Origin of the sequence: Aminobacter sp. NyZ550 (genome assembly GCF_025628925.2) — a bacterium.
GTDB classification, from domain to species: Bacteria; Pseudomonadota; Alphaproteobacteria; order Rhizobiales; family Rhizobiaceae; genus Aminobacter; species Aminobacter ciceronei.
Window position 1 is genome coordinate 2,811,190 of sequence record NZ_CP114190.1, and the last position, 11,438, is coordinate 2,822,627.

Sequence of the window (11,438 nt, forward strand, 5' to 3'; positions counted from 1 at the left end):
CTGTCCGGTTCAGCCGACTAGGATACGCTCGATGGCCGGGCGGTCGAGACCCTTGAGGCCGATCACGACCAGGCGCGAGCGGCGGTCGTCCTCTGCGGTCCAGGCACGGTCATAATAGTGGTTGACGCGCGGTCCGACGGCCTGCACGAGCAGCCGCATCGGCTTGCCGCCGACGTCGACGAAGCCCTTTACACGCAACACGTTCTCTTCTTCGGCGGCGGTGGCGACGCGTTTCGCCAGTTCGTCCGGGTTGGCGATCGACGGGATCTCGATGACGAAGGTATCGAAGTCGTCATGCTCGTGGTCGAACGCCCCGTCGTGATGGGTCTTGCGGTTTTCGATGTCGTCCTCGACGGCGAGGCCGAGGCCGAGCAGCACCGACGGATCGACCTTGCCATGCGCCGACGGCACGATCTTGACGGCGCGTGCCAGGTGCTCGCGCACGATGGCGGTGGCGCGGGCGTGGCCGGCTTCGTCGAGCAGGTCGCTCTTGGACAGGATGATGAGATCGGCGCAGGCGACCTGATCCTCGAACACTTCCTCGACCGGGTCGTCGTGGTCGAGCGAATCGTCCGCACTGCGCTGGGCGGCGAGCGCTTCCATGTCGGAGGCAACTTTACCTGCGGCCAGCGCAGGACCGTCGACCACGGCGATGACGCCGTCGACCGTCACGCGGCTCTTGACCGTTGGCCACTGGAAGGCCTGGACCAGCGGCTTGGGCAGCGCCAGGCCCGAGGTCTCGATCAGGATGTGGTCAACCCTCGGTGTAAGCGACAGGATTTGGTCGAGGGCAGGGACAAAGTCGTCGGCGACGGTGCAGCAGATGCAGCCATTGGCCAGTTCGACGATGTTTTCCTCCGGGCAGGTATCGACGCCGCAGCCCTTGAGAATCTCGCCGTCGATGCCGACATCGCCGAACTCGTTGACGATGATGGCGAGGCGCTTGCCCTTGGAGTTCTCGAGGATGTTGCGCAGCAGCGTGGTCTTGCCGGCGCCGAGAAAGCCGGTGACGACGGTGCAGGGAACGCGTTCGAGGGAGGCGGTCATGTATCTTCCTTGATGAGAGCAAGTGGTGGGATGCGCGCGACGAGGCCGCGCTTGAGGCTATCGGGACGGCCGCGCCAGGGGATCAGGCCGTCGGTCGAGGTGGCGAAGAGTCTTGCGCCGGCGACGAGATCGTCGCCCGACATGGTGTTGAGATCGCCGAAGACGTAGCTCCACGCGCCGTCGCGGATCAGGGCGGCGCTAAGGCGGCGCTTGCAGTTGCCCAGGCACTCGACGCTGCGCACGGCGATCTCGCCATTGGCGGCGAGGCGGGCGTGCTCGGCAAGCTGGGCGCCGGCGCGTGGATGGGCGTCGGACCCGGTTTCGTCGCGGCAGGATGAGCAGACGAGGATGGTCACGTCGCATGGGCGCGCGTCGGCTGCATCGCAGGATGCGTCGGCTGATGCGACCGGAAGGTTGTCGTCGAAATCCAAATCCAGGCTCCTTGCCCGGGGCACCCGCCAGGCGATCGGATCAATGTCTGCGACGGCAGGTCTCCTGGCTTGCGGATCGTCGCCTTCGCTCGCCTTCCCGGGAAAATCCCAGTGGTCTTCGAGCTTGGCTCTTCGCTCACAGTTGCGGGGACAGCCGCGGATTTGACGCCACCGGCGCGCACCGCATTCCCTCTTAGCCTTCGCCGTTGCGGGCGAAGGACCGTCTGTGGGCGATTTAGGCTTTCGCGAGGGGTGGAGTCAACGAGGCGGAGCGACCCGCAATGTCGCTCAGGCCGGGTCCGAGATCGCCCGCGGGCGTCACCTCGATGCTTTCGAGGCCGAGCCAGTCGCGCATCTGCTGGAGTTCTTCGTAAAGTTCGGCTGCGGTTTCCGGTGGCGCACAGGGCTCTGCATAGGCGGCGTGGACGCGCAGGATACCCGCCGGTCGGTCGGCCTTCAGGTCGATGCGGGCGACGATGCGCTCGCCCAGAAGGAAGGGCAGGACGTAGTAGCCGTACTGGCGCTTCTCAGCCGGGGTGTAGATTTCGATGCGGTAGCGGAAGTCGAACAATTGCTCGGCACGGGTGCGCTCGAAGACGAGCGGATCGAAGGGCGCAAGCAGGGCGCGTGCCTGGATCTTGCGCGGAATGCGCGCATCGGCGTGGAGATAGGCCTGCCGGTCCCAGCCTTCGACGCGGACGGGAATCAGTTCGCCGGTCTCGACCAGCTCTTCGAGCCGGCCTTTCATGTCGGCTGGCGACAGGCGGAAATAGTCGCGCAGGCAGATGCCGGTGGCGATGCCATGGGCGCGGGCGGAGATTCGCAAGAGATCGCGATGCGCATCCTCGGTCTGGGGAGCTGGACGGTCGTATATGCCGGCCGGGAGCACGCGCTCAGGCAGATCGTAGAGGCGTTCGAAGCCACGCCGCGAATGGGTGGTGATGCGGCCGGCCCAGAACAGCCATTCGAAGGCATGCTTTTCCTGGCTCCAGCCCCACCAGCCGCCGGAACCCTTGGCGCCCTCGATGTCGGAAGCGGCGATCGGACCGCGGTCGACCACCTGGCGAAAGATCTCTTCTATATAGGGCCTGTTGGCACGGCCGAACTTGGCAAGCCCGCCATACATCCCGTCCTCGGCCCGCGCCATGCGCCAGCGCAACAACGGAAAGGTCTCCAGCGGCAGCAGCGACGCTTCATGCGCCCAGTATTCGAACAGCATGCGCTTCTTTGGAGCCATGGCGTCGTCGAGCAGGGCCATGGGGTAGGAGCCTAGTCGCGAATAGAGCGGCATGTAGTGGGCGCGCACGACGGCGCTGACCGAGTCGATCTGCAGCAGGCCGGTGCGGTCGAGCACGCGCTGCAGGTGACGCCGCGTGATCGCGCCGGTGGGGCGCGGGTCGGCAAATCCCTGGGCCGCCAATGCGATGCGGCGGGCCGTGGCGAGTGAGAGTTTTTCCTTCATTGCGGCAAGCTATCGCAGTCTCTTGAGGAGTGACGCAAGGGCACGAGAATCGACCTTTGCTGCAAATGCTAGCAGAACTTGGGTTCCGGTCTTGTCAGGAGCGTAAACTTGAGTAAAAAACGAAGGAAATCAAAGGGGAGCCACACGCGCAGGATTTTGGGCCAGCAGTGTGCTTTGCCACGTTTTGGCCAAGGTTGGACTTGCTTCGACCGACCGGCTGCGCTAACCGTCGCCGCATTGCAGCACGACCGTTTCGTCCGGCTCGGCGAGAATCTGTCGCGCTTCCGGAAACGGACCCCGTGCTGTAAATCTGGGTGGATAGGCCACCAACGGAATTCGCAGCATGAACGCTCTCCTGAGTTCGTACCTGCCCATCGTCATTTTTATCGGTGTGGCGCTTATTGTCGGCATTGCGCTTATCGTGGCGCCTTTCCTTGTGGCCTACCGCAGTCCGGATCCGGAAAAGCTTTCAGCCTATGAGTGCGGCTTCAACTCGTTTGACGACGCCCGCATGAAGTTCGACATCCGCTTCTATCTGGTCTCCATCCTGTTCATCATCTTCGATCTCGAAGTGGCGTTCCTGTTCCCGTGGGCGGTGTCCTTCGGCGAGATCGGCATGCTCGGCTTCTGGTCGATGATGATCTTCCTGGCCGTGCTGACCATCGGCTTTGTCTATGAGTGGAAAAAGGGAGCGCTGGAATGGGATTGAACGACGCCTCCGGCACCCTGATCGCGCCGAAGCCGAAAGGCATCATCGATCCGAACACCGGCAAGCCCATCGGTTCAGACGACGCCTTCTTCGGCGAGCTGAACAACGAATTGTCCGACAAGGGTTTCCTCGTCACCTCGTCCGAGGCGCTGATTACCTGGGCGCGTACCGGTTCGCTGATGTGGATGACCTTTGGTCTGGCCTGCTGCGCCGTCGAGATGATGCACATCTCGATGCCGCGTTATGACGCCGAGCGCTTCGGCATCGCGCCGCGCGCCTCACCGCGCCAGTCGGACGTGATGATCGTCGCCGGCACGCTGACCAACAAGATGGCGCCGGCGCTGCGGAAGGTCTACGACCAGATGCCGGAACCGCGCTACGTCATCTCGATGGGCTCGTGCGCCAATGGCGGCGGCTACTATCACTATTCCTATTCGGTGGTGCGCGGCTGCGATCGCGTCGTGCCCGTCGACATCTATGTGCCCGGCTGTCCTCCGACCGCCGAGGCACTTCTCTACGGCATCCTTCTTCTCCAGAAGAAGATCCGCCGCACCGGCACGATCGAGCGGTGATCCCAGATGAGTGAAGCCCTGAACGACCTTGCCGCGTACATTGCGGAAAAGCTCGATGCGGACATCGAAGAAAGCGTCGTCGCCTATGGCGAGCTGACGCTGACGGTGAAGGCCGCCGACATCGTCGACGTGATGACCTTCCTGCGCAGCGATGTGCAGTGCCAGTTCGTCTCCTTCATCGATGCTGCCGGTGTCGACTACCCGCAGCGTCGCAAGCGTTTCGATGTCGTCTATCATCTGATGTCGCCGCGCCAGAACCTGCGCATCCGCGTCAAGGTCGCCACCGACGAGGACACGCCGGTTCCGTCGATCACCTCGGTCTATCCGGGTGCCGACTGGTTCGAGCGCGAAGCCTATGACATGTACGGCATCCTGTTTTCGGGCCATCCCGACCTGCGTCGACTTTTGACCGACTACGGTTTCGAAGGTCACCCGCTGCGCAAGGACTTTCCGCTCACCGGCTTCGTCGAGGTTCGCTACGACGACGAGCAGAAGCGTGTCGTCTACGAGCCGGTCGAGCTCAAGCAGGAATTCCGCAATTTCGACTTTTTGTCTCCCTGGGAAGGCACCGAATACGTGCTGCCGGGTGACGAAAAAGCCAAGACGAATTGAGGCGCCGAAATGGCTGAAACCTCCGTCCGCAACTTCAACATCAATTTCGGCCCGCAGCATCCGGCGGCACACGGCGTGCTGCGGCTGGTGCTCGAGCTCGACGGCGAAGTCGTCGACCGCGTCGATCCGCATATCGGCCTTTTGCATCGCGGCACCGAAAAGCTGATTGAGCAGAAGACCTATCTGCAGGCCGTGCCCTATTTCGATCGCCTCGACTATGTCGCGCCGATGAACCAGGAGCATGCCTTTGCGCTCGCGGTCGAGCGCCTGCTCGGCCTCGAAGTGCCGAAGCGTGGCCAGATCATCCGCGTGCTCTATTCCGAGATCGGCCGCATCCTGTCGCACCTGCTCAACGTCACCACGCAGGCGATGGACGTCGGCGCGCTGACCCCACCGCTGTGGGGCTTCGAAGAGCGCGAAAAGCTGATGGTGTTTTATGAGCGCGCCTGCGGCGCGCGCATGCACGCGGCTTATTTCCGTCCGGGTGGTGTCCACCAGGACCTGCCGCAGAAGCTGGTCGAAGACATCGGCAAGTGGATCGATCCGTTCCTGCAGACCGTGCAGAATCTCGACGACCTTCTGACGCCGAACCGCATCTTCAAGCAGCGCAACGTCGACATCGGCGTGGTGTCGCTCGACGACGCATGGGCCTGGGGTTTCTCGGGCGTCATGGTGCGCGGTTCGGGCGCTGCCTGGGACCTGCGCAAGAGCCAGCCCTACGAATGCTATTCGGAGATGGAATTCGACATTCCGATCGGCAAGAACGGCGACTGCTACGACCGCTACCTGATCCGCATGGAAGAGATGCGCCAGTCGGCGAAGATCATGCGCCAGTGCGTCGATCTGCTGCTCGGCAAGGAAGCGACCGGTCCCGTGTCAAACGTGGACGGCAAGGTGGTTCCGCCGAAGCGCCAGGCGATGAAGCGTTCGATGGAATCGCTGATCCATCACTTCAAGCTCTACACCGAAGGCTATCGTGTGCCGGCTGGCGAGGTTTATGCAGCCGTCGAGGCGCCTAAGGGCGAATTCGGCGTCTTCCTGGTCTCCGACGGCACCAACAAGCCTTACCGCTGCAAGCTGCGCGCACCGGGCTTCGCCCATCTCCAGGCAATGGATTTCCTGTGCCGCGGCCACATGCTGGCGGATATCTCGGCCGTTCTCGGCTCCCTCGACATCGTGTTTGGTGAGGTCGACCGCTAAATGTCAGTCCGCCGTCTCGCAGAAGCCAGCGTCCAGCCAACGTCATTCGCCTTCAACAAGGCGTTCACGGCGCAAGCCAAGACCTGGATCAAGAAGTATCCCAAGGGCCGCGAACAGTCGGCCGTCATCCCGCTGCTGATGCTGGCGCAGGAGCAGGACGGCTGGGTGACCAAGGCTGCCATCGAGCATGTCGCCGACATGCTTGCCATGCCTTATATCCGTGCGCTCGAAGTCGCGACCTTCTACACGCAGTTCCAGCTCAAGCCGGTCGGCACGCGCGCCCACATCCAGGTCTGCGGCACCACGCCCTGCATGCTGCGCGGCTCGGAAGAGCTGATGGATGTCTGCCGCTCGAAAATCCATCACGACCAGTTCCACACCAACGAGGCGGGCACGCTGTCGTGGGAAGAGGTCGAGTGCCTTGGCGCTTGCGTCAACGCACCGATGGTCATGATCTTCAAGGACACCTACGAGGACCTGACGCCGGAACGCCTAGGCGAGATCATCGACCAGTTCGAGGCTGGCAAGGGCGCGCAGGTCAAGACCGGACCGCAGACCGGCCGCGTGTTTTCCGCCCCGCTGACAGGCTTGACCTCGCTGGCCGACGAGAAGGGCGTGCTCAAGACGACCCGCGACAAGGCTGCCAAGGCCGCGGCAAAGGCCGCCAAGGCCGCCGCCGTCGGAACGGCCGTTCCGCCGTCGAACGCCGCCAAGCCGAAGACCGACGCGATCGAGACCAGCCCGGCCGTCAAGTCTCCGTCGAAGGTCAAGGCAGCACCCGCAGCCGAGAAGGCAGCAAGTGTTGCAGCGCCCAAGGCAGCAGCTGCGGCCAAGCCGTCGCTCGAAGACAAGAACCGTCCGGCCGGCATCGCCAAGCCGGCTGCCGTCGACGACCTCAAGCTGATCTCGGGTGTCGGCCCGAAGATCGAGGGCACGTTGCACGAGCTCGGTATCTTCACCTTCGGCCAGGTCGCTTCCTGGAAGAAGGCCGAGCGCGATTGGGTCGACGGTTACCTGAATTTCAAGGGCCGCATCGAGCGTGACGACTGGGTCAAGCAGGCCAAGGCGCTCGCCAAGGGCGGTGTGGCCGAATACGTCCGCGTCTTCGGCAAGAAGCCGGTCTGAGGAGCAAGAGCATGCTTGAAGACAAGGATCGCATCTTCACCAACATCTACGGCCGCTTCGACCAGTCGCTGGCCGGCGCGATGTCGCGTGGCGCCTGGGATGGCACCGCCGGCATCATCGAGAAGGGCCGTGAGTGGATCATCAACGAGATGAAGGCGTCGGGCCTGCGTGGCCGCGGCGGCGCAGGCTTCCCGACGGGTCTTAAGTGGTCGTTCATGCCCAAGAGCAACCCGGATGGCCGTCCGTCCTACCTCGTCGTCAACGCCGACGAATCCGAGCCGGGCACCTGCAAGGACCGCGACATCCTGCGCCATGACCCGCACACGCTGGTCGAGGGCTGCCTGCTTGCCGGTTTCGCGATGGGGGCGGTTGCCGCCTACATCTACGTGCGCGGCGAGTTCATCCGCGAGCGCGAAGCGCTGCAGCGCGCCATCGACGAGGCCTATGACGCCAAGCTGATCGGCAAGAACAACAAGAACGGCTACGACTTCGAGATCTACGTCCATCACGGCGCCGGCGCCTATATCTGCGGCGAAGAAACCGCGCTGCTGGAGAGCCTCGAGGGCAAGAAGGGCCAGCCGCGCCTGAAGCCGCCGTTCCCGGCCAATGTCGGCCTCTATGGCTGCCCGACGACGGTCAACAACGTCGAGTCGATCGCTGTCGCGCCGACCATCCTGCGCCGTGGTGCAGCCTGGTTCTCCAGCATCGGCCGCCCGAACAATGTCGGCACCAAGCTGTTCATGCTGGTCGGTCACGTCAACACACCCTGCACGGTCGAAGAGGCCATGGGCATCAGCTTCCGCGAGCTGGTCGAAAAGCACGGTGGCGGCATCCGCGGCGGCTGGGACAATTTGCTTGCCGTCATTCCTGGCGGCGCGTCCTGCCCATTGGTCAAGGCCGAGGACATCATCGACTGCCCGATGGATTTCGACGGATTGCGCGAACGCAAGTCGTCCTTCGGCACGGCAGCCGTGATCGTCATGGACAAGTCGACCGATGTCGTGAAGGCAATCGCGCGTCTCAGCTACTTCTTCAAGCATGAGAGCTGCGGCCAGTGCACGCCGTGCCGCGAAGGCACGGGCTGGATGTGGCGCGTCATGGAGCGCCTGGTGCGCGGCGAAGCGCACAAGCGCGAGATCGACATGCTGCTCGACGTCACCAAGCAGATTGAAGGTCACACGATCTGCGCGCTGGGTGATGCGGCGGCATGGCCGATCCAGGGCCTGATCCGCAACTTCCGCCCGGAAATCGAGCGGCGCATCGACGAGTTCTCGCGCAATGCGCACCGCAGCGAGCCGGTGTTGGTGGCGGCTGAGTAAGGGTTAAGTCAGAAAGTGCGGGCCAAAGGTCCGAAACAGGAAACGACGAGGCAGAGGCGAACGGCGAAGGCGACAAGGAGCTATCAATGTCGACATTTCCCTTTCCCAAGAATGCAGTGCCTGAAATGGAACGTTTGGAGCAGATGAACAGGGACTTCGTGGCGATGCTGCCCAAGGAGTTTGCCGGATCGGCGAACCTCATGGTGCATCCTGCCGCAGGTTTCGCCGCTGCTTCGGCTCTCGGCGTCGGTCTCGCCAGTCACGCCGTCGGCGTCTGGATGGGAGCCGTGTCGGGCGCATCGGAAGCAGCACAGCGCCTGCTGTCGCCCTTTGCAGACTATGCGGGCGACGTGGCGAGCTTCGCGCCGGCGGGTATGAAGACTGCCAGACGCGGCGACGACGAAACAGCGTCTCTGATCGCCGAGGTCAAGACCCTGGCGCGCAAGCTGGAGCAGTCCGAGGCGAAGCCGGCGGTTGCTGTCGCGGCCGAACCGGTGGTCGTCGAGGCCGCTGTCGTTGAAGAAGCTCCTGTGGGGCTTCAGCCTGAGGATTTCAGGCAGCCTGCATCGATCGAAAGGCCTGAGACGCCTGACGATCTCAAGGCCATTTCGGGCATCGGTCCGAAGCTTGAGCAGGTGCTGAACGGTCTCGGCATCTGGACCTATGGCCAGATCGCCGGCTGGACGGCGGAAGAGGTGGCATGGGCCGACGACTATCTCGGCTTCAAGGGCCGGATCGGTCGTGATGACTGGATAGGGCAGGCGGCAACGCTTGCCGGCGGTAAATAAGCCGCTTGAATTGTGGATTTCGGGGCGCAGCGCAAGCCGCGCCCCTTGCAGGACGGAATGCGGATCATCCGCGGGATTTGAGGCGCTATGGCAAAGCTTAAGGTCGACGGGAAAGAGATTTCGGTACCCGACCACTATACGCTGCTGCAGGCGGCGGAGGAGGCGGGCGCGGAAGTGCCGCGCTTCTGCTTCCATGAGCGGCTGTCGATCGCCGGCAACTGCCGCATGTGCCTCGTCGAGGTGAAGGGCGGACCGCCCAAGCCGGCGGCATCCTGCGCCATGGGCGTGCGCGATCTGCGTCCCGGCCCGAACGGCGAGACGCCGGAAATCTTCACCAACACGCCGATGGTCAAGAAGGCTCGCGAAGGCGTGATGGAATTCCTGCTCATCAACCATCCGCTCGATTGCCCGATCTGCGACCAGGGCGGCGAATGCGACCTGCAGGATCAGGCGATGGCCTTCGGCCTCGACGGCTCGCGCTACAACGAAAGCAAGCGCGCGGTCGAAGACAAGTATATCGGCCCGCTGGTCAAGACGATCATGACGCGCTGCATCCACTGTACGCGCTGCGTCCGATTCACCACCGAAGTTGCCGGCATCTCCGAGCTCGGCCTGATCGGCCGCGGCGAGGACGCCGAGATCACCACCTATCTCGAGCAGGCGATGACCTCGGAGCTGCAGGGCAACGTCATCGACCTTTGCCCGGTCGGCGCGCTGACCTCGAAGCCCTATGCCTTCCAGGCGCGTCCGTGGGAGCTGACCAAGACCGAATCCATCGATGTGATGGATGCCGTCGGTTCGGCCATCCGCGTCGATACGCGTGGCCGCGAAGTGATGCGCATCATGCCGCGCATCAACGAGCAGGTGAACGAGGAGTGGATCTCCGACAAGACCCGCTTCATCTGGGACGGCCTGCGCACGCAGCGCCTCGACCGTCCTTATGTCCGCAAGGGCGGCAAGCTCGTTCCGGCGACCTGGCCTGAAGCGTTCTCGGCGATCAAGGACGCCGTCTCCAAGACTTCGGCAGAACGCATCGGGGCAATCGCCGGCGATCTCGCAACCGTCGAGGAAATGTACGCGCTGAAGCAGCTGATCTCCTCGCTCGGCTCGAAGAACATCGACTGCCGCCAGGACGGTGCTGCGCTCGATCCGTCGCTCGGCCGCGCCAGCTACATCTTCAACCCGACCATCGAAGGCATCGAGCAGGCTGACGCCATCCTGATCATCGGCGCCAACCCGCGCTTCGAGGCTTCGGTACTCAACGCCCGGATCCGCAAGCATTGGCGCGCCGCCAATGTGCCGGTCGCCGTCATCGGCGAGATCGGCGACACGCGCTACGACTATGAGCAGCTCGGCTCGGGCCCGGATACGCTGAAGGATCTGGCCGAAGGCAACGGCAAGTTCTTCTCGGTTCTGAAGAAGGCTTCGCACCCGCTGATCATCGTCGGTCAGGGGGCGATCGCGCGCTCCGACGGTGCTGCCGTGCTCGGTCAGGCTGCCAAGCTCGCGACCGCTGTCAAGGCGAGCCGCCCCGACTGGAACGGCTTTGCCGTGCTGCACACCGCAGCTGCCCGCGTCGGCGGTCTCGACGTCGGCTTCGTGCCGGGTGAGGGCGGCAAGAACGTTGCCGGCATGATCAGTGACAGTGACGTGCTGTTCCTGCTCGGCGCCGACGAACTCGATCTGACCAAGGCCGCGAACGCATTCGTCGTCTACATCGGCACCCATGGCGATACCGGCGCGCATCGCGCCGACGTCATCCTGCCGGCTGCCGCCTACACCGAAAAGTCGGGCACCTATGTCAACACCGAAGGTCGCGTACAGCAGACCAGCCGCGCCGGCTTCGCGCCGGGCGAGGCCAAGGAAGACTGGGCGATCCTGCGCGCGCTCTCCGACGTGCTTGGCCACAAGCTGCCCTTCGATTCGCTGCAGCAGCTGCGCGCCAAGCTGTATCAGGAATTCCCGCATCTGCGCCGCATCGACGCGATCGACGCGGGCGACAACGATGACATTGCCAAGGTCGCCAAGCTTGGCGGCCGGCTGAACAAGGGCGCCTTCACCTCTGTTGTGAAGGACTTCTACCTCACCAACCCGATCGCTCGCGCGTCGGCGGTGATGGCCGAATGTTCGGCATTGGCCAAGAACGGCTTCAAGCAGGCGGCGGAGTAAAGGC

At 63.7% G+C, this 11,438-nt stretch carries 11 protein-coding genes and 1 riboswitch; of the genes, 8 read left to right on the plus strand and 3 right to left on the minus strand.

All coding sequences use genetic code 11. The annotated features are described in order from the left end of the window. Positions 1-9: 9 nt before the first annotated feature. From cobW to N7E70_RS13800, 3 genes are all read right to left on the minus strand, one after another. Positions 10-1,047, minus strand: coding sequence for a cobalamin biosynthesis protein CobW (gene cobW / locus N7E70_RS13790; protein ID WP_067960695.1), 1,038 nt, complete (start codon positions 1,045-1,047; stop codon positions 10-12). Further along, a complete protein-coding gene (locus N7E70_RS13795) occupies positions 1,044-1,478 on the minus strand; it encodes a DUF1636 family protein (protein WP_067966355.1) in 435 nt (144 codons plus the stop codon). Before N7E70_RS13795 ends, cobW begins: the two co-directional genes overlap by 4 nt. 37 nt (positions 1,479-1,515) lie before the next feature. Then, positions 1,516-1,718: riboswitch (cobalamin riboswitch) on the minus strand. Then, entirely contained in the window at positions 1,714-2,940 is a 1,227-nt protein-coding gene (locus tag N7E70_RS13800) for a winged helix-turn-helix domain-containing protein (RefSeq protein ID WP_192315660.1), read from the minus strand. It overlaps the preceding riboswitch by 5 nt. Positions 2,941-3,283: 343 nt before the next feature. On the opposite strand from N7E70_RS13800, the gene N7E70_RS13805 reads away from it, so the two are divergent. From N7E70_RS13805 to nuoG, 8 genes are all read left to right on the plus strand, one after another. Continuing rightward, positions 3,284-3,649: an NADH-quinone oxidoreductase subunit A gene (locus N7E70_RS13805; RefSeq protein ID WP_067960700.1), complete on the plus strand. Its 366-nt coding sequence runs from the start codon at positions 3,284-3,286 to the stop codon at positions 3,647-3,649. Beyond that, positions 3,640-4,221, plus strand: a complete 582-nt coding sequence (locus N7E70_RS13810) for a NuoB/complex I 20 kDa subunit family protein (RefSeq protein WP_067960703.1) — start codon at positions 3,640-3,642, stop codon at positions 4,219-4,221. Before N7E70_RS13805 ends, N7E70_RS13810 begins: the two co-directional genes overlap by 10 nt. A gap of 6 nt (positions 4,222-4,227) precedes the next feature. After that, positions 4,228-4,833, plus strand: coding sequence for an NADH-quinone oxidoreductase subunit C (locus N7E70_RS13815; RefSeq protein WP_067960706.1), 606 nt, complete (start codon positions 4,228-4,230; stop codon positions 4,831-4,833). Positions 4,834-4,842: 9 nt separating this feature from the next. Then, entirely contained in the window at positions 4,843-6,033 is a 1,191-nt protein-coding gene (locus N7E70_RS13820; protein ID WP_067960709.1) for an NADH-quinone oxidoreductase subunit D, read from the plus strand. Next, positions 6,034-7,158, plus strand: a complete 1,125-nt coding sequence (locus tag N7E70_RS13825; RefSeq protein WP_263006680.1) for an NADH-quinone oxidoreductase subunit E — start codon at positions 6,034-6,036, stop codon at positions 7,156-7,158. Positions 7,159-7,169: 11 nt separating this feature from the next. Further along, positions 7,170-8,477 (plus strand): NADH-quinone oxidoreductase subunit NuoF, encoded by a 1,308-nt coding sequence (gene nuoF, locus N7E70_RS13830; protein WP_263006681.1) that lies wholly within the window; start codon positions 7,170-7,172, stop codon positions 8,475-8,477. A gap of 86 nt (positions 8,478-8,563) precedes the next feature. Continuing rightward, a complete protein-coding gene (locus N7E70_RS13835) occupies positions 8,564-9,265 on the plus strand; it encodes an NADH-ubiquinone dehydrogenase (protein WP_263006682.1) in 702 nt (233 codons plus the stop codon). Positions 9,266-9,352: 87 nt separating this feature from the next. Next, positions 9,353-11,434: an NADH-quinone oxidoreductase subunit NuoG gene (gene nuoG / locus N7E70_RS13840; RefSeq protein WP_263006683.1), complete on the plus strand. Its 2,082-nt coding sequence runs from the start codon at positions 9,353-9,355 to the stop codon at positions 11,432-11,434. Positions 11,435-11,438: the final 4 nt, after the last annotated feature.

Bases quoted from the DNA above. Each gene is read 5' to 3' on its own strand.
- cobW (WP_067960695.1), bottom strand. From the start codon at position 1,047: ATGACCGCCTCCCTCGAACGCGTTCCCTGCACCGTCGTCACCGGCTTT.
- N7E70_RS13800 (WP_192315660.1), bottom strand. From the start codon at position 2,940: ATGAAGGAAAAACTCTCACTCGCCACGGCCCGCCGCATCGCATTGGCG.
- N7E70_RS13805 (WP_067960700.1), top strand. From the start codon at position 3,284: ATGAACGCTCTCCTGAGTTCGTACCTGCCCATCGTCATTTTTATCGGT.
- N7E70_RS13810 (WP_067960703.1), top strand. From the start codon at position 3,640: ATGGGATTGAACGACGCCTCCGGCACCCTGATCGCGCCGAAGCCGAAA.
- N7E70_RS13815 (WP_067960706.1), top strand. From the start codon at position 4,228: ATGAGTGAAGCCCTGAACGACCTTGCCGCGTACATTGCGGAAAAGCTC.
- N7E70_RS13820 (WP_067960709.1), top strand. From the start codon at position 4,843: ATGGCTGAAACCTCCGTCCGCAACTTCAACATCAATTTCGGCCCGCAG.
- N7E70_RS13825 (WP_263006680.1), top strand. From the start codon at position 6,034: ATGTCAGTCCGCCGTCTCGCAGAAGCCAGCGTCCAGCCAACGTCATTC.
- nuoF (WP_263006681.1), top strand. From the start codon at position 7,170: ATGCTTGAAGACAAGGATCGCATCTTCACCAACATCTACGGCCGCTTC.
- N7E70_RS13835 (WP_263006682.1), top strand. From the start codon at position 8,564: ATGTCGACATTTCCCTTTCCCAAGAATGCAGTGCCTGAAATGGAACGT.
- nuoG (WP_263006683.1), top strand. From the start codon at position 9,353: ATGGCAAAGCTTAAGGTCGACGGGAAAGAGATTTCGGTACCCGACCAC.